The 20,899-nt window shown below is 53.0% G+C and carries 19 protein-coding genes; 6 read left to right on the top strand and 13 right to left on the bottom strand.

What is annotated here, in order from left to right; genetic code table 11:
- Positions 1-67: 67 nt before the first annotated feature.
- From HV237_RS13505 to ttrS, 4 genes are all read right to left on the bottom strand, one after another.
- Positions 68-694: a ferredoxin-like protein gene (locus tag HV237_RS13505; protein ID WP_016152920.1), complete on the bottom strand. Its 627-nt coding sequence runs from the start codon at positions 692-694 to the stop codon at positions 68-70.
- 482 nt (positions 695-1,176) lie between these two features.
- Positions 1,177-1,386, bottom strand: a complete 210-nt coding sequence (fumD, locus tag HV237_RS13510; protein WP_003029345.1) for a fumarate hydratase FumD — start codon at positions 1,384-1,386, stop codon at positions 1,177-1,179.
- 92 nt (positions 1,387-1,478) lie between these two features.
- A complete protein-coding gene (gene ttrR / locus HV237_RS13515; RefSeq protein ID WP_016156376.1) occupies positions 1,479-2,063 on the bottom strand; it encodes a tetrathionate respiration response regulator TtrR in 585 nt (194 codons plus the stop codon).
- On the bottom strand, positions 2,038-3,771 hold the full coding sequence (gene ttrS, locus HV237_RS13520; RefSeq protein ID WP_240489689.1) for a tetrathionate respiration histidine kinase TtrS: 1,734 nt from the start codon (positions 3,769-3,771) through the stop codon (positions 2,038-2,040). Before ttrS ends, ttrR begins: the two co-directional genes overlap by 26 nt.
- A 227-nt stretch (positions 3,772-3,998) precedes the next feature.
- Between ttrS and ttrB the strand changes: the two genes are divergently transcribed.
- Genes ttrB through ttrA form a run of 3 tightly spaced genes read left to right on the top strand, consistent with a single transcriptional unit; the run spans position 3,999 to position 8,820 of the window.
- The gene (gene ttrB / locus HV237_RS13525) at positions 3,999-4,733 is read left to right on the top strand and encodes a tetrathionate reductase subunit TtrB (protein WP_019076686.1); all 735 of its coding nucleotides are present in this window, start codon (positions 3,999-4,001) and stop codon (positions 4,731-4,733) included.
- Positions 4,734-5,756: a tetrathionate reductase subunit TtrC gene (ttrC, locus tag HV237_RS13530; protein ID WP_047358863.1), complete on the top strand. Its 1,023-nt coding sequence runs from the start codon at positions 4,734-4,736 to the stop codon at positions 5,754-5,756.
- Entirely contained in the window at positions 5,749-8,820 is a 3,072-nt protein-coding gene (gene ttrA / locus HV237_RS13535) for a tetrathionate reductase subunit TtrA (protein WP_047358864.1), read from the top strand. Before ttrC ends, ttrA begins: the two co-directional genes overlap by 8 nt.
- 74 nt (positions 8,821-8,894) lie before the next feature.
- Here ttrA and HV237_RS13540 read toward each other — a convergent pair whose 3' ends face one another.
- From HV237_RS13540 to HV237_RS13550, 3 genes are read right to left on the bottom strand one after another with little or no spacing between them, the layout of a single operon-like run.
- Complete coding sequence (locus tag HV237_RS13540; protein ID WP_003029358.1) at positions 8,895-9,707, bottom strand: MetQ/NlpA family ABC transporter substrate-binding protein; 813 nt, start codon at positions 9,705-9,707, stop codon at positions 8,895-8,897.
- 21 nt (positions 9,708-9,728) lie between these two features.
- Complete coding sequence (locus tag HV237_RS13545) at positions 9,729-10,397, bottom strand: methionine ABC transporter permease (RefSeq protein ID WP_016152914.1); 669 nt, start codon at positions 10,395-10,397, stop codon at positions 9,729-9,731.
- A complete protein-coding gene (locus HV237_RS13550; protein WP_016152913.1) occupies positions 10,390-11,412 on the bottom strand; it encodes an ATP-binding cassette domain-containing protein in 1,023 nt (340 codons plus the stop codon). The genes HV237_RS13545 and HV237_RS13550 overlap by 8 nt, the downstream gene beginning before the upstream one ends.
- Before the next feature lie 986 nt (positions 11,413-12,398).
- Between HV237_RS13550 and HV237_RS26200 the strand changes: the two genes are divergently transcribed.
- From HV237_RS26200 to lpp, 3 genes are all read left to right on the top strand, one after another.
- Positions 12,399-12,593: a hypothetical protein gene (locus HV237_RS26200; RefSeq protein WP_242637968.1), complete on the top strand. Its 195-nt coding sequence runs from the start codon at positions 12,399-12,401 to the stop codon at positions 12,591-12,593.
- A 7-nt stretch (positions 12,594-12,600) separates the two neighbouring features.
- The gene (gene pykF / locus HV237_RS13555) at positions 12,601-14,013 is read left to right on the top strand and encodes a pyruvate kinase PykF (protein ID WP_016152912.1); all 1,413 of its coding nucleotides are present in this window, start codon (positions 12,601-12,603) and stop codon (positions 14,011-14,013) included.
- Between the two features lie 309 nt (positions 14,014-14,322).
- Positions 14,323-14,559 (top strand): murein lipoprotein Lpp, encoded by a 237-nt coding sequence (gene lpp / locus HV237_RS13560; RefSeq protein ID WP_003029373.1) that lies wholly within the window; start codon positions 14,323-14,325, stop codon positions 14,557-14,559.
- A gap of 67 nt (positions 14,560-14,626) precedes the next feature.
- Here the strand turns inward: lpp and HV237_RS13565 are convergent, their stop codons facing one another.
- The 6 genes from HV237_RS13565 to sufB all read right to left on the bottom strand — a co-directional run bounded on the left by HV237_RS13565 (position 14,627) and on the right by sufB (position 20,891).
- Positions 14,627-15,631 (bottom strand): L,D-transpeptidase family protein, encoded by a 1,005-nt coding sequence (locus HV237_RS13565; protein WP_016152911.1) that lies wholly within the window; start codon positions 15,629-15,631, stop codon positions 14,627-14,629.
- Between the two features lie 117 nt (positions 15,632-15,748).
- Positions 15,749-16,165: a cysteine desulfuration protein SufE gene (gene sufE, locus HV237_RS13570; protein WP_016152910.1), complete on the bottom strand. Its 417-nt coding sequence runs from the start codon at positions 16,163-16,165 to the stop codon at positions 15,749-15,751.
- A gap of 12 nt (positions 16,166-16,177) precedes the next feature.
- Positions 16,178-17,398: a cysteine desulfurase SufS gene (sufS, locus tag HV237_RS13575; protein WP_047358865.1), complete on the bottom strand. Its 1,221-nt coding sequence runs from the start codon at positions 17,396-17,398 to the stop codon at positions 16,178-16,180.
- Positions 17,395-18,666 carry a Fe-S cluster assembly protein SufD gene (gene sufD / locus HV237_RS13580; protein WP_047358866.1) on the bottom strand — a complete coding sequence of 424 codons (1,272 nt, stop codon included), beginning with the start codon at positions 18,664-18,666 and terminating at the stop codon, positions 17,395-17,397. The genes sufS and sufD overlap by 4 nt, the downstream gene beginning before the upstream one ends.
- Positions 18,641-19,387: a Fe-S cluster assembly ATPase SufC gene (sufC, locus tag HV237_RS13585; RefSeq protein ID WP_047358867.1), complete on the bottom strand. Its 747-nt coding sequence runs from the start codon at positions 19,385-19,387 to the stop codon at positions 18,641-18,643. The genes sufD and sufC overlap by 26 nt, the downstream gene beginning before the upstream one ends.
- A 16-nt stretch (positions 19,388-19,403) precedes the next feature.
- Positions 19,404-20,891 (bottom strand): Fe-S cluster assembly protein SufB, encoded by a 1,488-nt coding sequence (gene sufB, locus HV237_RS13590; RefSeq protein ID WP_016152906.1) that lies wholly within the window; start codon positions 20,889-20,891, stop codon positions 19,404-19,406.
- Between the last annotated feature and the right edge of the window lie 8 nt (positions 20,892-20,899).

A 20,899-nucleotide genomic window follows, 5' to 3' on the forward strand; every position in this document is an offset into this window, starting at 1 on the left:
CAGTTTTTTTGCAAAACTGCGATATTTTTGGCAATTAATGACGCGTATCAGGCATACCTGCTATCTATCAAACAGTAATATCTTTCCACTCGATAATTTTTAATGCCCCAGTCGGACAAGCATTGGCGCACTCCCCACATAACACACATTTTGAGGATTTTTTTGTTTCGGTATTCACGGTCGCCATCATCCACGGGCAGGCGGTGGTACAAGCGCTGCAGCCAATACAACGTTTATGATCCACCGCAATACAGCCGTCTTCCTGTTTCCAGGTAATAGCGCCAATGGGGCAGACCTTCATGCATTGCGGATCTTTGCACTGACGGCAGGTATCAGCGGTATAGTTTAAATCGCCATAAAGTCCGCCACCGGACCCGACGCCATCATCGCCAAAGAAGAAGTTGCGATGGATTTTTATACGGGAAAAGAAAGTCCCCACGGCACCATCGTTATAATTGGTACAGGAAATTTCACAGCGGTGGCAGCCAGTACAGCGCGCTCGCTGGGTCACCAGCACCCCTTTCGGCGTATTGATAAGCCCCACGGTACCGCTGTCGATATCTTCCTGCTTACAGCCAAAAAGTGATAACAGTGCAGGGGCGATGGTTAATCCCGCCAAACCTTTTCCTGATATCCGCAGAAATTCAAGCCGCGTTAAACCACAATCTAAAAATGGACGATCAACCTGATTCATTTATTTCGCATCCTCTTCGCAAACGCTGTGTTAGCAACACCTCCAGGCTAAATTAAACCCGTGCAGCTCAAGCCATTTCGGGCGGTTAATGTTGCCAACAACACGTAAATTTTTGCCCTAACCTGATCGCGTAAAATGACGGTGGTTAAACTGAATGAATCTAATCCTTTAGGGTTAGGCGTAAAGATAATGTGGTTATTCAGCGCTCATAGTTTTGATCGTCATCAATTAAAAAACGGAAGGGAAATAATTAATGTGGAGTGAGATTTATTATCATTAAGATAAGTTGAAATAATATTTCACATGCTTTGCAAATATTTGTGACTCTACTCGCATATATATTTTAATATATCATTCGGAATATAACTCAATATACAGCGAAGGTTACTCTTCTAATTGCAGCACTAAATTATATATATTGATAAATTAACGTGACGAGAATAAAAGGACGGCGAACGAGACCACCATCCTCTTTTTGTGGATTAACCGGCTAATGCTTTAATGACGGTCTCAATAGCCTGTTTTTCTAACTCGCTGCGCTTCACACGCTGGTTGGCGAGGGTGGTTCTCAGTACTCCCGCAATGACGATATGCTTAGGCTCTTGTCCCAGATCGCGCATTTCCAGCACTACTTTACCGACTACTCTGCACATTTCACGGTACAACTCATCGTCTTTGGTCTGATTTCCCATTTTTTCCCGCTCGTCATTAACTCAAACCAACAGCATATATCAGTCTGACGGATTAGACAAAATTCAATGAAAATCAAATAAATGTCATAAATTTACTGAATCCTCTGCAGTCGATTAACCAGTTCAGCAAGACTCCCCGCCTGCATTTTTTCCATCACCCGGGCCCGATGAACCTCAACCGTGCGCACGGCAATATTCATGGCATCAGCAATTTCCCGATTCATTAACCCTTTTGCTACCAGTTGCGCCAGCTCTCGCTCCTTTGGCGTAAGCTGCTGATAGCAAACCACGATCTCTTGTCGCGAAAAGGCGGCGTGAGAGATCTGCACTGCATGCTCTAACGCCGCTTGCAGAGGCGCGGCGGAAACCGGCTTTTGCAAAAAATCGACCGCACCGCGTTTCATTTGCTCAACCGCCATCGGCACATCGCCATGCCCGGTGAGAAATACCACCGCCAGCGTACTCTCACGCTGGCGCATAGCTTCATGCACAGCATGCCCATCCAGTACAGGCATACGCATATCCAGCAAAAGTACGCCCACCTGGTGCAGATTTGCCTCGGTGAGGAATGTTTCGCCTTGCTCCCAGCAACACACCTCATATCCCAGACTTTCCAGTAAAAACGCGCAAGCCTGAGTGACGGCAATATCGTCATCCAGCAGATGAATGATTGCCACGACGGCCTCCCTCCGGGTTTTGCTTAAAATGTAATGTCACCACCACGCCCGCTTTTTCATCTGGAGCCTGATGATTTTTGATCTCAATGTCTCCGTTTGCGTAGCGCACCAGCCGCTGACAAATGGCTAACCCCAGCCCCATGCCCTCTTTACGGGTGGTCATAAACGGCTGAAAAGCCTGGTACAGCTGCACCTCATCAATACCTCCGGCGTTATCCTGCACCTGAATACTCACATCACCATCCTCACGCTGAGCGCAAAACCACACGGTGGTTGCCCCCGCCTGGGCGGCGTTGAGAACCACATTGGCCAGTACCTGTTCGAGGAGAACACTCGGCAACGTTAATGTTAACGCCTTACCGATCTGCGTTTGCAGCGCTACCGCCGGAAATTGCTGGGGCATGCGTAATAATTGCCAGACGTGATGGATAGCATCGTGAACGTTAACAACTTGCCAGTCATCGGTCATCACCGGATTGCCCTGTGCCTGGCTGACCCACTGGCGAAGATTATGCAGCGTATCAGCCCCCCGCTGCGCCTGGGTATCAATGTGCTCCAGCGCGGGCAGCAGCGGATGCTGTTGATCCTGATTACGCAGGCGGATCAGACAGCCCTGCGCATAATGACGGATAGCCGATAGCGGCTGATTGAGCTCGTGGGCAAAACCCGACGTCATCTCGCCAAGCACGCTCATTTGGCGAGCGGTTTCCAGCTCCTGTTCCTGTTTGCGCAACAATACGTTGTTTCGCTCCAATTGCCTGCCGCGTCGGCGGACCAGCAACATCACCCAGATGTAATTGAGCGTCAGCAACAACAGTACGAGAGCCGCGGCCCCCATCGCCAGCCGATGTTGAATAAACCAGCTTTTGACATCCAGCCACAACTGGCGCTGCTGCGGATGCTGGCGGACATCGCGCAGCAACGCTTCCACCTCGCGGGTCGAGGCGGGCGCCCCCCAGCGAAACGTCGCGTTTTGCGGCGCATTGAACAGGGCCCGCGTGACGCGATCGGCCAGCTCGTCGCTTACCGCAGGCAGTGCCGCAAATGACCAGTCAGGATAGAGCGGCGTACTGGTTAAACAGGGAATCGACGTTGGATGGTTAAGTACGGCCGTAAAATCTGTTTTACGAATAAGCCCTTCTTCGTCCATTTTTTCCAACAGGCACACCGGTACAATCACCGCCTGCACGGCTTTTTCGCGTAATAAATAGAGTAAGGCATCGGCGGGAAATCCGGTAAACGTCAGACGCAAATCGCGCTCCGGGCGCAGCCCGGCATCGCTGAGCGCTTTATATCCCAGCAAATAGCCGCCAAATGCCTGAGCGTCAATGGCACCCACCGTTTTGCCGATCAGATCGTGTGCGGAGGTTATCCCGCTATCGCGCCTGACGAGGATCGCGCTGCCAATCACATTACTGGTGGCTTTCCCCCCGCGAGTAGAACGGAGTGACGCCAGCCAGCGTAGCGCAGCGCGGCTGTTTAGTTGAACAAATTGCGCCGGATTAGTGACCACAAATTGTACCGTTCCACGATTCACCGCCTCCTGCATCTGCCGCAGGTCCAGCGGTTGAATATGAAACTGTTCGCCGGGAATTTGCTGATTCAACAGGGTTTCCAGCGGCTGCCAGTGATTACGCGTGGAGACATCCCCACGCATCGCCAAAACGCCAATGTTCCATGTCTGGGCCCTGACCACACCGCTTAGCATCCATAGCGACACCAGCACCGTCAGACATTTTGCTACGTTGCGTCCCACTCAATTATCCCTGTCAATTATGTTGTTTTAGATCAACAACAAGCCGGGTATGTGGTTAACCACAATAGAGTACCCCCCGTCACGATTTTTACACTGTAAATCATCAAGATTCTTTATTCATCACACGCAAACCAACGGCGTGACCAATGTTTCGTTGTTGCATCGTGACGGGAGAAAATATGGACAGCAGTAAACGGCAGTTTCTCCAGCAACTGGGCGTCCTGACCGCTGGCGCATCACTGGTACCCTTGGCTCAGGCGCAATTTCCCTTCTCGCCTGAACGCCATGAAGGCTCACTTCAGCATCGCTACGCCATGCTGGTTGACCTGCGACGCTGTATCGGCTGCCAGGCCTGTACTGTCAGTTGCGCCATTGAAAACCAGACGCCGCAGGGTGAATTTCGCACCCTCGTTAACCAGTACCAGGTGCAGATTGAAGGTCAGCAGAGCGTCACCAACGTCCTGCTGCCGCGGCTGTGCAACCATTGTGATAATCCTCCCTGCGTGCCCGTTTGCCCGGTACAGGCTACCTTCCAACGCGAAGACGGCATTGTGGTGGTCGACAACACGCGCTGCGTGGGCTGCGCCTACTGCGTGCAGGCCTGCCCTTATGATGCGCGGTTCATCAACCATGAAACACAAACCGCCGATAAATGTACCTTTTGCGTTCATCGCCTCGAAGCTGGCCTGCTCCCGGCCTGCGTGGAATCCTGCGTCGGCGGCGCGCGCATCATAGGCGATATCAAAGATCCGCACAGCCGGATTTCTCAAATGCTGCGTGAACACCATGACGCCATCAAAGTCCTGAAACCGGAAAACGGGACATCACCGCACGTGTTCTATCTGGGTCTGGACGAAGCGTTTGTAACCCCGTTGATGGGACGTGCTCAACCCGCTCTCTGGCAGGAGGTTTAAATGAACCATTCACTGGTTATTGAAGAGGTTCTGGCCCATCCCCAGGACGTAAGCTGGTTACCCTGGGCCGTACAATATTTCTTTTTCATCGGCATTGCCGCCTGCGCCGCGCTGTTCGCCTGCGTACTTCACTGGCGTAAACAAGAGATGCTGGAACTGGAAAACCTGACGCTGTTAATCGCCCTGACCTGCGCGATTACCGCACCGCTGGCGCTGACCGCTGACTTACACCAAACCGCCCGCGTCTGGCATTTCTACGCCTGGCCGACGCCGTGGTCCTGGATGCCCTGGGGCGCGCTGTTTTTACCGCTCTTTACCGGCTTCTTAGGTCTGTGGTTTCTGGCGCAGCATGTTAAACGGTTAACGCTTAAAAGTTACAGCGTCACTAAGTGGCTGGCGATAGGTAGCGCCTTGTCAGCCATCGGGTTGCTGGTATACACCGGCCGCGAAGTGTCGGTCGTGCAGGCGCGTCCTGTCTGGTTCAGCTACGCCTTTCCGGTTGCGATGTTCCTCAGCGCGCTGCAAACGTTTCTCGCCCTGCTCATCGCCGCGACAAAACGCGAGGGAACATTGACCCGCAAACTGGCGTGGGGGCAGGCAGTCACCCTGATGGTACTGGCTTTGGTCGTGGTGATATGGGTGAGCGGCAATACGCTTTCCGGTTCGGCTATTCGCCAATGGCTGAACGTTGCCCCGTTAGCACGACACTACGCCATCGGTTGGGTTGCGCTATGGCTTGTTTCGCTTGTCCTGTGCGGGCTGGTGCTCCGTAACCCCTTATCGCTGCCGCTGCGCATATTACTTGCATTTAGCGCGATGGCGCTGTGCTGGCTGATGCGCTGGACATTACTTATCCAGGTGCAGACCGTACCGAAATTTAACGCGCTGTTTAATCCTTATACCCTGCCCGGTGGTACCGATGGCTGGCTGGCCATTGTGGGCACCTTCGGCCTGTGGATAGCACTGATCATTATTGTTCGTGAAGCCCTGAACGCGATCGCAAGGAGAATGCAACATGGCTAATTTAACCCGTCGTCAGTGGCTTAAAGTAGGCCTTGCCGTAGGTGGTATGGTGACTTTTGGCCTGAGTTATCGGGATGTGGCAAAGCGCGCGATAGACGGTTTGCTGGACGGCTCCTCGGGCAAAATTACCCGAGACCGCATCTTTGGTAACGCCCTCATCCCCGAAGCCAATGCCCAGCCGCGCTGGCAGCAGAACCCGCAGCAGGTTATCTCAATGACGCAGTGCTTCGGCTGCTGGACGCAGTGTGGCGTGCGGGTGCGCGTTGACAGCGAACAAGGCAAGGTGTTGCGCATTGCGGGCAACCCCTATCACCCATTGTCTCACGAGCACCATATTGACGCCTCCGTCCCCTTTACCACCGCAATGGAACAACTGGCGGGCGAAACGGGTCTTGACGCGCGTTCCACGGCCTGCGCCCGTGGCGCAACCTTACTTGAAGGTTTATACAGCCCGTTACGCATTCTCCAGCCCATGAAACGTGTCGGCAAACGCGGTGAGGGAAAATGGCAGCGCATCAGCTTCGAACAGCTGATCAAAGAGGTGGTGGAAGGCGGCGACTTGTTTGGTGAAGGCCACGTTGACGGCTTGCGGGCAATCCATGACACCAACACACCGCTTGATGCCAGGCATCCCGGCTTTGGCCCTAAATCCAATCAACTGCTGGTCACCAATACCAGCGATGAAGGACGTGATACATTTTTGCGCCGCTTTGCATTAAATAGTTTTGGCAGTAAAAACTTCGGCGCTCATGGCGCTTACTGTGGTCTGGCATACCGTGCCGGTTCCGGTGCGTTAATGGGCGATCTGGATAAAAATACCCATGTGAAGCCCGACTGGGACAATGTCAAATTCGCGCTATTTATGGGAACGTCTCCGGCGCAATCCGGTAACCCGTTTAAGCGCCAGGCTCGCCAACTGGCCAGCGCCCGTTTACGCGACGACTTCCGTTACGTGGTGGTGGCACCGGCCCTGCCATTGACCACGGTGCAGGCTGACAATCGCGGCCACTGGCAGCCTGTACGACCGGGAAGTGACTCCGCGCTGGCGATGGGGATGATCCGTTGGATTATCGAAAAACAGCGTTATAACGCCGATTATCTCACCATTCCCGGCGTACAGGCCATGCAGCAGGCCGGAGAAAAAAGTTGGACTAACGCCACGCATCTGGTGATTACCGATGAGCTTCCAACCCTTGCCGGACAGCATTTAACCCTCGCGCACCTGAGTGCAAACGCCGCCCAGGAGCCGGTGGTCATTAACGAGGCCGGCGAAATTGTCGCCGCCAGCAGTTGCCCACGCGCGCAGCTGTTCGTCACCCGCCAGGTCACGCTGGCAGACGGTCAGACGGTGACGGTAAAAAGCAGCTTCCAGTGTCTGAAAGAGTCCGCCGGGAAACTAACGCTGACGCAGTACAGCCAGCAATGCGGCGTGTCTGAAGCTGACATTGGCGCCCTGGCCGACGCGTTTACCCGCCATGGCCGCCAGGCAGCGGTGATTACGCACGGTGGAATGATGGCAGGCAATGGATTTTATAACGCCTGGGCGGTGATGATGCTCAATGCGCTGATTGGCAATCTCAGTCTTGAAGGCGGCGTATTTGTCGGCGGCGGCAAGTTCAATGGCGCCACCGACGGTCCGCGCTATAACATGGACAGCTTCGCCGGGAAGGTAAAACCAAAAGGATTAAGCATCGCGCGCAGTAAAACTGCTTATGAGTCTTCCGAAGAGTATCGCAATAAGGTGGCCGCCGGACAATCGCCCTTCCCGGCCAAAGCCCCGTGGTATCCGTTTGTCGCAGGCCAGCTTACCGAACTCCTCGTCTCGGCGCTGGAAGGCTACCCTTATCCACTGAAAGCCTGGATCTCCAACATGACTAACCCGTTCTACGGCATCGCAGGGTTGCGCGGCGTGGCGGAAGAAAAGCTCAAGGATCCTGCGCGTCTGCCGCTGTTTATCGCTATTGACGCCTTTATGAACGAAACCACGGCGCTGGCTGATTACATCGTGCCGGATACCCACAACTTCGAAAGTTGGGGATTCAGCGCCCCGTGGGCCGGCGTTGCCAGTAAAGCCACCACCGCGCGTTGGCCGGTAGTGACAGCGGCAACCAGCAGTACCGCTGATGGTCAACCCGCCTCGATGGAATCTTTCTGTATCGCAGTGGCAAAACGTATCGGGCTCCCCGGATTTGGTGACAATGCGATTACCGATCCGCAGGGCAATCACTATCCGTTGAATCGTGCGGAAGATTACTACCTGCGACTCGCCGCCAATATTGCGTTTATGGGCAAAGCACCGGTCGCTGAAGCGCAACCGGAAGACCTGGCGCTGACTGGGGTACAGCGGATCGTGCCTGTGATGACCCAAACGCTGAAAGCCGATGAAATCAGCCGGGTGGCATTTATCTACTCCCGCGGTGGGCGTTTTGCGCCGGACAACAGCGGGCGGGTTGAGAATCGGATAGGCAATGCGTGGGAAAAACCGCTACAAATCTGGAATGCGGACGTCGCCGCGCACCGCCATGCAATTACCGGCGAGCGCTACAGCGGCTGCCCGGCCTGGTATCCTTCACGCCTGTCAGATGGGCGTGCGGTCGAGGAGTTGTTCCCGGAACAAGAGTGGCCGCTGAAACTGATTTCTTTTAAATCCAATACCATGTCCAGCGCCACGGCGGTGATCCCACGTTTGCATCATCTGAAGCCGGTTAATCTGGTGGCGCTTAATCCGCAGGATGGTCAACGATATGGTTTAGCGCACGGCGATATGGTGCGTATCACCACGCCTGGCGGTCAGGCGCAGGCGCAGATAAGCCTGCTTAATGGCGTGATGCCGGGCGTGATCGCCATTGAACACGGTTATGGGCATAAAGAAATGGGCGCGGCGCAGCATACGCTCGACGGCAAGCCGATGGCGTTTGACGCACAAATAAGGTCGGGGATTAATCTCAACGATTTGGGCTTTGCGGATCCTACCCGGCAGGTAGCCAATACCTGGCTTGACTGGGTGTCAGGTGCAGCGGTGCGCCAGGGTTTACCAGCGAGGATTGAGCGAGTGAAACTCTAGCGCCGGATGGCCACGCCAACGCGTTTTATCCGGCCTACAGAACGTCGTAGGCCGGATAAGGCAACGCCCGCGGATCAGTTATTTACCGGGATCACCGCACCTTTATATTTGGTGCGGATCCAGTCCTGGATCTCTTTTGAGTGCAGGACATCAACCAGCGCCACGATATCTTTTTTCTTCTCGTCGCCACGATGCACGGTAATGATGTTGGCATACGGGTTGTTTTCACCACTTTCGACGGCGATAGGATCTTTCACCGGATCCAGCCCGGCGTCGATGGCGTAGTTGGCGTTAATCACCACCGCATCGCCTTCGTCGTTGTTATACATCTGCGGTAACAGCGCGGCTTCCACGTTAGGCAGAAACTTCAGTTTTTTCGGGTTCTCGACGATATCGCTAATGCGCGCGGTGACTTTATCCACGCCCGGCTTCAGCTTGATTACGCCCTCTTTTTCGAAAATCGACAGAATACGGCCTTCCTCAGATACCGCATCGCGCATGATGACCTTGCCGCCTTCCGGCAGATCTTTAAGCGATTTCACTTTTTTCGAATAGATCCCAATTGGCTCGATGTGAATCGCTCCGGCGCTGACGAAATCGTAGGTTTTATCGCCCGCATGATCTTTAATCACGCTGTTCAGGTACGGAATATGCTGGAAGTAGTTAGCGTCAATCTCACGGCCAGCCAGCGCGGTGTTGGGCAGAATGTAATCCTGGAACGGTTTAATCTCTAAATCGATCCCCTGCTTCGCCAGAATAGGCTTAGCCTGCTCAAGGATCTCCGCGTGCGGCACGTTTGAGGCGCCAACGGTCAGAGTATCGGCCCAGGAGGCAAAGCTCAGGGCGCTTAAGGTTGCTGCGGCGAGTAACGTCAGTGATTTTTTCATGATAATGGTTTCCGTATTTTATTAGCGTTTATCTAACAGAGAGGTGATCACATCGCCGCAAAGCTGGATGATGAAGACAATGAGCAAAATCGTCACCGTCGCCACCAGCGTGACGTCGCTGTGGTTGCGCTGGAATCCTTCCAGATAGGCCAAATTCCCTAAACCACCGGCACCAATCACCCCTGCCATCGCGCTGTAGCTGACCAGCGCAATCAGCGTCACGGTGATCCCGGACACCAGAGCAGGAGAGGATTCCGGCAGTAAAACCCGAAAAATAAGCGTGCTTAGCCGTGCGCCCATCGAACGCGTCGCTTCAATAACGCCTTTGTCGACTTCACGCAGGGCAATTTCGACCAGACGCGCATAAAACGGTGCGGCCCCTACGATCAGCGCAGGCAACGCGGCATTAGCGCCGAGAATGGTGCCAACCATCGCTTTGGTAAACGGGATCAGCAGCACGATCAGAATGATGAACGGGATGGAACGAAAGATATTCACCACCAGCGAAATAACGCTATAAACCGCGCGATTGTGAAACAGTCCGCCGCGTGCGGTCAGGAACAGCGCCAGACCAAGTGCAACGCCCAGGACAAAGGTCGCCGCGCCAGAAAGGACCGTCATGTAGAGCGTTTCCTGGGTTGCTGCCAGCAGTTGCTCCCACTTCAGATGAGGAAACAGTTCTTCAGCCATGGTTGATCACCTCGCCTTCAATGTCGCTCTGGCGCAGATCGGCCAAAATATTGTTCAATTGTTCCTCAGAAGCCACAACGTGCACCCAAAGCTGACCAAACACACCGTGCGCGGTTTGCGTCATCTTGCCGTGTAAAATGTTAAACGGCAGGCCATAGCGCAGGGTCAATTCGCCAACCACCGGCCGATGCGTACGTTGCCCGGTAAACGTTAGCTTGATCACCACACCGCCCAGCTCGCTGGCCAACTGTGGGTTAAACTCGTCTTCCTCGGTGTACTGACTCACCTGACGAACAAACTGTCGGGTGATCGGCTGCTGCGGATGGGTAAAGACGTTGAGCACGTCGCCTTCCTCAACGACCCTGCCGTTTTCCATTACCGCGACGCGATCGCAGATTTTTCGTACCACGTGCATTTCATGCGTGATCAGCACAATGGTTAATTTGAAGCGGCGATTAATATCGAGCAGCAAATCGAGGATCTGATCGGTAGTTTGCGGATCCAGCGCCGAAGTGGCTTCGTCACACAGCAGAACGTCAGGATTGTTCGCCAACGCACGGGCAATTCCTACCCGTTGTTTTTGCCCACCGCTCAGCTGAGACGGATACGCATTTTCACGACCGCTTAGCCCCACCAGCGAAATCAGTTCAGCAACTCGCGCTTTAATTGATGCTTTTGGCGCTCCAGCAATTTGCATAGAGAACGCAATATTTTCACTAACCGTTCGTGACCACAGCAAATTGAAGTGTTGAAACACCATGCTGATTTTCAGTCGCGCCTGACGTAAAGATTCCCCACGGGCGGCAGAGATATCGTGGCCGTTAATCGTTACGCTGCCTGAAGTCGGTTTTTCCAGACCATTAAGTAAGCGTATTAAGGTGCTTTTCCCCGCCCCGCTGTAACCAATAATTCCGTAAATCTGTCCCTGTTCAACCGTCAGGTTGACGTTATCGACAGCGGTAATGGCAAGCCGACCTGGTGTAAACACTTTCGAAATATTTTTCAGGACAATCATGTCGTTTAGGTATCCGCTGCTGCTTATTGTTCTGCTGCTAGCGCTTTTGGCTGTTTAGCAGTATAGATGTCCAAACGAGTGTAATCAGTGAGATTGGCTTTTAAAATGAATTAAAACGCATTTGATATAACTTTTAGAAATATGTTGGTTTGGTCGGCGTTATACACAAAAAGTCAGGGATTGGGATGTAATGCTTGTCAGTTAAGCATTAAGGAGAACATATGATTTCGGCTCAGGGTTCCGTTCACCTCAGTGGTATCAATTCTATGAGGCTCAGATACCCGTGAACGTGCAAGAGAGGCTCACCGCCGCCTCCCTTGCAACCCTGCGGGCAGACCCGGTCAGCCGTCAACGCCTCATCGATTTTCAGCCGGACCGGGGTCATCGCTGCAACGCACTGACTTCCAGTTAACTCTGTTTTGCTGTTCAGATAAAAAACGCAGGTGGCCAGGTGTGGGCTGGTCCGGCTGAAAATTGCCGACGTGTTTCCGTAAGGCCGGGAGAACCCGCAGGGATGCGGGTTCAGGGCGCGTTTTGCAGGGAGGCTACCTCGCGCCCGGCCCGGTAGCCTGGAGGAATAAACGGAGGGGACCGCGGAGAGGCAATTTTCCCGCCGGGAGCCGGGATTGTTAAGGGTACGGCGATAGTACCCTTAACACGTTCACAGGAATCGGTGTTTCAGAGAAACGATGAACATGAGGTGAACGGAACCCTTTCTCTGTGATGGGATGTTCATTACCTCCGCCAACACATGTTGATGCTTTCTGAAACTAAGGTGTTAGCTGAACGGGATTGGGATGACAATTACACCTTGTTGCGCAACAAATGCTGCTGCGAACAACCTCTTTATCCATACCTGGAAACAAATTAATGAATATTTTCTGTAAAACTGCACAGAAGTGTTTTGAAACGCTGTTTCCATTTTCCTTTTTGATAATTTTCAGCGTATAATGCGCGCCAATTGTCTCTTGAATGGTTTCAGCACATTGACCTGTAAAACTCAACGACTACAAAACTCACCATCCCGTTGGGCTGAAACACAAGCACACATTCCTCTGCACGCTCTTTCGATGTCACCTATCCTTAGAGCGAGGCATCACAACTTTCGTAACTCAGGTTTAGCTTCCCGTCCGTGCGCGGCGGGAGCCAGATTTCCATATCCTTCTCAACTTAAAGACTAAGACTGTCATGAAAAAGACGAAAATTGTTTGCACCATCGGTCCGAAAACCGAATCCGAAGAGATGTTAACCAAAATGCTGGACGCGGGCATGAACGTCATGCGTCTGAACTTCTCCCACGGGGACTATGAAGAACACGGTCAGCGCATCAAGAATTTGCGCAACGTCATGAGCAAAACCGGCAAGAAAGCCGCAATCCTGCTCGACACCAAAGGTCCGGAAATCCGTACCATCAAACTGGAAGGCGGTAACGACGTTTCCCTGAAAGCGGGCCAAACCTTCACCTTCACCACCGACAAATCTGTCGTCGGCAACAACGAAATCGTTGCTGTTACTTATGAAGGCTTCACTAAAGATCTGTCCGTCGGCAATACCGTTCTGGTTGACGATGGTCTGATCGGCATGGAAGTTACCGCTATCGAAGGTAACAAAGTTATCTGTAAAGTGCTGAACAACGGCGATCTGGGCGAAAACAAAGGTGTTAACCTGCCGGGCGTTTCCATCGCGCTGCCAGCACTGGCTGAAAAAGACAAACAGGACCTGATCTTCGGTTGCGAGCAAGGCGTTGACTTCGTTGCAGCATCCTTTATCCGTAAACGTTCTGACGTCGTTGAAATCCGTGAGCACCTGAAAGCGCACGGCGGCGAAAACATCCAGATAATTTCCAAAATCGAAAACCAGGAAGGCCTGAACAACTTCGACGAAATCCTCGAAGCATCTGACGGCATCATGGTTGCTCGTGGCGACATGGGCGTTGAGATCCCGGTTGAAGAAGTTATCTTCGCGCAGAAGATGATCATCGAAAAATGTATCCGTGCACGTAAAGTCGTTATCACTGCGACCCAGATGCTGGACTCCATGATCAAAAACCCGCGTCCGACCCGCGCTGAAGCCGGTGACGTAGCGAACGCCATCCTCGACGGTACCGATGCAGTAATGCTGTCTGGCGAGTCTGCAAAAGGTAAATACCCGCTGGAAGCGGTCACCATCATGGCAACCATCTGTGAGCGTACCGACCGCGTGATGACCAGCCGTCTGGACTTCAACAACGACAGCCGCAAACTGCGCATCACCGAAGCCGTTTGCCGTGGCGCGGTTGAAACTGCAGAAAAACTGGATGCTCCGCTGATCGTTGTAGCAACTCAGGGCGGTAAATCTGCTCGCGCAGTACGTAAATACTTCCCGGATGCCACCATCCTGGCGCTGACCACCAACGAAACTACCGCGCGTCAGCTGGTGCTGAGCAAAGGTGTTGTTGCACAGGTAGTTAAAGAAATCAGCTCTACCGATGATTTCTATCGTCTGGGTAAAGAAGTCGCTCTGGAAAGCGGTCTGGCTCAGAAAGGTGACGTTGTGGTGATGGTTTCCGGTGCACTGGTTCCGAGCGGCACGACCAACACGGCATCCGTTCACGTGCTGTAATAATTCCAACGCGAATTAATTTGCTTAAAAAAGCGCCCTGGTGGCGCTTTTTTTATTTTATCGATAGCTACAATTAATAAAAAATCAAATCGGATTTCACTATCTAATCCGTGATTATCTAAGATGAATCCGATGGAAGCTTTCTGTTTTCACTCGGGTTTTTAGCCGTTTTTGCACAATTCGATGCTTCTTTGAGCGAACGATCAAAAATAAGTGCATTCCCATCAAAAAAATATTCTCAACATAAAAAACTTTGTGTAATACTTGTAACGCTACATGGAGATTAACTCAATCTAGAGGGTATTAATAATGAATCGTACTAAACTGGTACTGGGCGCGGTAATCCTGGGTTCTACTCTGCTGGCAGGTTGCTCCAGCAACGCTAAAATCGATCAGCTGTCTTCTGACGTTCAGACTCTGAACGCTAAAGTTGACCAGCTGAGCAACGACGTGAACGCAATGCGTTCCGACGTTCAGGCTGCTAAAGATGACGCAGCTCGCGCTAACCAGCGTCTGGACAACGCAGCTACTAAATACCGCAAGTAATAGTATCTGTGTAATAAAAATGGCGCACATTGTGCGCCATTTTTTTGCTCTGAATTTCCCTTCCCTGTTATTGCGTAGCACGCACCTCTGCATCCTCTCCCGGCACGCCATTCTGTGCAGACTTCACTTCCGCGCCATTGCTTACGACCGACGCTTGCCCGGCCGTTACGGTGACCGGATAGCCCGCACGACGATACAAGGCTCTTTCCACCAAACTGTTATCCACGGCTTTATTGTCTTTAAACTGGGTAAAACCGGCTGGCAGCACATACGGCATGGTCTGGACGTTTTGCTCCTCTTCCGGCGACAGCGGTCGATGCACCTCGACATAGCGCATTCCGTTCGGCTCTATCGAATATTTTATCGGCTCATTAATCACCCGAACCGGCGTTCCTGTCCGGACCTGAGCAAACAGTGCTTTGATATCCGGCGCATTCATGCGAATACACCCAGAACTTACGCGCAGCCCCACGCTGTCCGGCGCACTGGTGCCATGGATCAGATATTCACCGTTTCCATGCGCCAGACGCAGTGCAAAGCGTCCTAACGGGTTATTTGGCCCGGCAGGCACTACCGGCGGTAATGTTATGCCGCGCTCCAAAGAGCGTTTACGGATGCCTGCTGTAGGGGTCCAGGTCGGATTCGGGATTTTCTGCCCAACCCGGGTTTCCATTACCGGCGTTTCCAGCCCCTGCAAACCGATACCAATTGGGAAAACCTGAACAATATTCTCTCCCGGCGGGAAGTAATACAGACGCAGTTCCGCCAGATTCACAATAATGCCTTCTCGGGGTGCATCCGGTAGCAGTAGTTGCGAGGGAATAGTAATTAGCGTTCCGGGTTTAGGTACGGGGGCAATCGTATTATTGGCTTCAAGGATCAGCATCGCGGCGGTATCAAACTTACGGGCAATCGCCTGTAGGTTTTTATCGCCTTCCTGCACGGTGTAAGTTTGATTTTGCCCAACAAGACGGCTGTTCGCCTGAGGCAAAGGATAATCGACCGCCCATGCGGCCTGAATAGCGCTGTAAGCGCCGATTAGCATTAACGTAATAACAGACGCGCGTTTCATACTCACCCCCCTGGCGTTCCTGCCGGACGGCGTCGAGCGCCCGATCCGGCCTACGAGTCACTGCGTTGCACTACCTCACTCTTTCACGTCGAGCTGAAATTGACGTGTTTTATCAGTTTAGCTAAGAGTTGCGGCTTTGGTGCGAATAGCCCGAATCATCGCCTCCAGCCCTTGTGAACGAGACGGTGTGAGATGCTGTGCGAGCGCCATTTTTTCAAACCACGGACGCACATCAAAATTCACAATATCCTGGGCCGTCATGCGGTCATATAAAATGAATACGACAGCGATAAGCCCTTTCACAATTGCCGCATCGCTGTCGCCCTGTAATTCAATAATTCCTTCAGCATTCTGACGCATGACAATCCATACCTGACTTTGACAGCCCTGGATGCTATTTTCCGTATTACGATCGTCGTCGTTTAATTCCGGCAAACGCTGACCCAGTTCAATAATGTACAGGTATTTCTCTTCCCAATTAGCGCAACGCAGAAAATTACGCAACAACTTTTCTTTATCCGGTAGCGCAGCCATAACGCCTCCCTGTTATCCCAGTAAGTGATGAATACGCTTGAGGCCCGTTACCAGGCGATCCACTTCTTCGTGGGTGTTGTACATGGCAATCGACGCCCGGCACATCGCAGGAACGTTATAGTAGGCCATCAGCGGCATAGCGCAGTGATGCCCTGTCCGCACGGCGATGCCATAGTTATCAAGAAAACTCCCGACATCATAGGCATGATGTTTGCCGAGGTTAAACGCAATCACCCCCAGACGATTATCCGGCCCGTAGAGCGTCAAATCAGGCACATCCGCCAGCTGTTCCAGCGCATAGCGCATCAGGAATTGTTCATATTCGCTGATTTCAGTAAGCCCCAGCGCGGATACATATTCAATAGCCGCGCCGAGTCCAATAATCCCCCCGGTGTTTGGCGTTCCGGCTTCAAACCGCCAGGGGGCTTTGGCCCACGTCGTTCCCTGGCTCAGGCTCACCGTCGCAATCATCGATCCACCGCCTTCCCACGGCGGCATCTCCTGCAGCAACGACTCTCTGGCATACAGAACGCCAATACCGGTTGGCCCGTAGAGCTTGTGCCCAGAGAAAACATAGAAGTCGCAATCCAGCGCCTGCACATCAACCTGATGATGCATAACTGCCTGTGCGCCATCCACCAGCACTTTCGCGCCGTATTGATGCGCCAGCTCAATCATCTCAACCAATGGGTTTTCCGTGCCCAGCACGTTAGACACATGGGTAATCGCCAGCAGTTTCGTGCGATCGTCAAACAGCGTCGGCAGCGTTTCCAGTTGCAACGTCCCCTCTGTATTGAGCGGAATAACGCGCAGTTCTGCACCTACGCGGGCGCACAACATCTGCCAGGGCACAATATTGGCGTGGTGCTCCATTTCGCTGATGATAATGTTATCGCCCACCCGCACATTGCTGCCGCCCCAGCTGTTAGCTACCAGGTTAATACCTTCCGTTGTGCCGCGAACAAACACCAGTTCTTCAGCTGAACGGGCGTTGATAAACAGCGAGGCGAGCTTGCGTACATTCTCCATTTTTTCCGTGGCCTGCGCGCTCAGCGTATGGATCCCGCGGTGGACCGCGGCATAGCCGTGACGGTAAAACTCGGCTTCGGCATCAATCACCTGGTTGGGCTTTTGCGCGCTGGCGGCGCTATCCAGATACGCCAACGGTAAACCGTTCACTTCACGCGTCAGGACCGGAAAATCAGCCCGCACTTTTTCAATGGGAAATGTCATGCTACGCCTCCCGGCAAGCGTTGGGCGATCCGTGCCAGGACCTGTTGTTTCAGCGTTTCCTCGCCCAGGGCTTCAGTCAGCTCAGCGGCAAACGCATAGAGAATCATTTGTTGGGCATCCTGCTGGCCGATCCCGCGCGAACGCAGATAGAACATCTGCTCGTCATCGATCCGCCCTACCGTCGCCCCGTGGCTGCATTTCACGTCGTCGGCATAAATTTCAAGCTGCGGTTTGGTATCCACTTCCGCCAGTTTTCCGAGCAGCAAATTATTGTTGGTCATCTGACCGTCGGTTTTAATGGCGTGCTGAGCGACGTTGATCAGGCCATTGAATACCGCCCGCCCCTTATCGCTGACAATCGTTTTATGCTGTTGTCGACTGTTGCAATATCCCTTGTTGTGCGCAAGCCAGGTGCGGGTATCGCAGACTTCATTTTTCACCGGCATCGCCAGGCTGTTAAGCCGAAGCGTGGTGTTTTCGCCGTTAAGCTGGGTGCTGGTGTTATGGCGCAACACCGCATCACCGAGTAAAAAGCTGTGGCTGGCGGCCGTGGCATCAGCGCCCAACTGAATATCATTATGCGCGAAGTGGTGGCTGAGCGGATTCTCAAACGCCAGTTTGATGTGGCGCAAGTGTGCGTTTGCCGCGACGTTCATCGTTAATCGTGCACCGGTAAAATGGCGATATTCGCTGAGGCTGACATACTGTTCAATGACGGTGGCTTCTGCTCCTTCTGCCAGGTCCAGATGGTGGCGATAGTGCGCCGTATTCACCTCATCGCCCGCCAGCCCCTGGGTAATGTGCAGCAGCAGCAACGGTTTTGCCGGTCGCTGGTTACGCCTCACCTGAATGTGCGTTACGCTGCGGGAGAGGCTTTCGGTCAGGTGCAGAAAGACTTCCGGTTGGATAGCCGCCGGTAGCGACTGGCGCACATCATCAACGGTAATGTTAAACCCGCTACCTTCTGCGCTGTCGCTGAGCGTTGGACAGAATTGCCCGTCAACAAACACCAGGCGGACAGCATCAATAGCTGGCGCTAACGCTTCACACTGGGCGGACGTTATCTCAGTGACATGACTGACAAACTGGCTGTTGGTTAATCCTTCCAGCGGCGTGTATTTCCAGTCCTCATGCTTACGCGTTGGCAGTCCCAGACGCAGCATCTGCTGTAGGTGCTGTTGGGCGTGGTGCGAGCGCGTCTCCCCTTGCGTTTCAAACAGATGATGCCACTGTTGCAGCACGTTACTGCTGTTCGCTAAGCCAGCCATAACCTTGCTCCTCCAGTTGTTTGACCAGCGTGAAATCGCCGGATTTCACAATTCGCCCCTGGTAGAGAACGTGCACATAATCGGGTTTGATGTAATCCAGGATGCGCTGATAGTGGGTGACGATAATGAATGAACGTTGCCCGTCGCGCAGCGAGTTCACGCCATCCGCAACGACTTTCAGCGCGTCGATATCCAGCCCGGAGTCCGACTCATCAAGAATGCACAGCTGAGGTTCCAGCACCGCCATTTGCAAAATGTCATTACGCTTTTTCTCACCACCGGAGAAACCAACGTTGACCGAACGCGTTAGCAAATCTTCCGGCATCTTCAATAACGCGATTTTCTCTTCCATTAGATCCTGGAAGTCAAACCTGTCCAGCGACTCTTCGCCACGGTAGCTGCGCACTGCATTCAGTGCCGTTTGCAGGAAAAACTGATTACTGACGCCGGGGATTTCTACCGGATACTGAAATGCCATAAAGATCCCTTCACCGGCCCGGTCTTCGGGTGACAGTTCCAGTAAATCCTTACCGTTGAATTCTACCGTCCCGCCGGTGACTTCGTAGTCATCGCGCCCGGCGAGCGTTGAGGAAAGCGTACTTTTCCCGGAACCGTTCGGCCCCATAATGGCGTGTACCTCTCCGGGGCCAATATCCAGGCTCAGCCCACGCAGGATCGCCTTATCTTCCACACTGACCTGTAAATTTTTAATGCTTAACATGTGCTTTCCTTAAATTTTAACCGACGCTGTGTTCAAGACTTATGGCGAGAAGTTTTTGCGCTTCCACGGCAAATTCCAGCGGCAGTTCAGAGAACACGTCTTTACAGAAACCATTGACGATCATCGAAATGGCATCCTCTTCGCTGATGCCGCGCTGTAAACAGTAAAACAGTTGGTCTTCACCAATGCGCGAGGTCGTGGCTTCATGCTCAAGCTGGGCGCTGTTGTTACGACACTCCACATACGGGAAGGTGTGCGCTCCACAATCCGCGCCAATCAGCATCGAGTCGCATTGGGTATAGTTGCGGGCGTTGGTTGCGGTCGGCATGATCTTCACTAAGCCGCGATAGCTGTTTTGACTGTGTCCCGCGGAGATCCCTTTCGAGATAATGGTCGATTTGGTGTTCTTGCCGATGTGGATCATCTTGGTGCCGGTATCGGCCTGCTGATAACCACTGGTCAGCGCGACGGAGTAGAATTCGCCGATAGAGTTGTCGCCGCGCAGAATACAGCTTGGGTATTTCCAGGTAATGGCCGAGCCGGTTTCCGACTGCGTCCACGACATTTTGCTGTTTTCGCCTTCGCACAGAGCGCGCTTGGTGACGAAGTTCAAAATGCCGCCGGTGTTACCATCACCAGGGAACCAGTTTTGTACCGTCGAGTATTTCACTTCGGCATCTTTGTGGATGATGACTTCTACCACCGCGGCATGCAGTTGGTAGCTATCGCGTACCGGGGCTGAACAGCCTTCGATATAGCTGACGTAACTGCCCTCATCCGCAACCAGAATGGTGCGTTCAAACTGACCGGTTTTTTCCGCATTTATACGGAAATAGGTCGACAGTTCCATTGGGCAACGTACACCTTTCGGGACATAAATAAACGTGCCGTCGGAGGCCACCGCCGCATTTAGCGCCGCAAAGAAATTGTCATTACCCGGTACAACCGTACCCAGATATTGTTTTACCAGCTCAGGGTGATCGTGAATCGCCTCACCAAACGAACAGAAAATAATGCCCTGTTCCGCCAGTTTATCGCGATAAGTTGTCGCCACCGACACCGAGTCAAAAATGGCATCAACCGCCACCTCTTTGCCTTCGCGGACCGGCACGCCAAGCTGCTCAAATGCGTCCTCAACTTCTTTACTTAAAAACGCATTCGCCCCCGTTTGCTGCACCGCGCCCGGCTCAGACGCGCAGGTTTCATCGCAATTACCGCAGGACGGCGCGGAGTAATAACTGTACTCCTGGTAGTTCAGCTTATCGTAATGCGCTTTTAGCCAGTGCGGCTCTTCCATGGTTAGCCACGCTTTAAAGGCATTCAGGCGAAATTCCAGCATCCAGTCGGGTTCATTACGTTTTGCCGAAATCGCGCGCACGACATCTTCGTTGATCCCTTTTGCCAGCTCATCGGTTTGTAGATGGGTGAAGAAGCCCTCTTTGTAATTAAGGTGCCCGCCAGCCCAGGTGTTGACATCGTCAGTTGCTTCAGTATTACGAGACATAGTACCGC

The sequence above is a fragment of the Citrobacter sp. RHBSTW-00570 genome (assembly GCF_013739755.1).
GTDB lineage: Bacteria > Pseudomonadota > Gammaproteobacteria > Enterobacterales > Enterobacteriaceae > Citrobacter > Citrobacter braakii.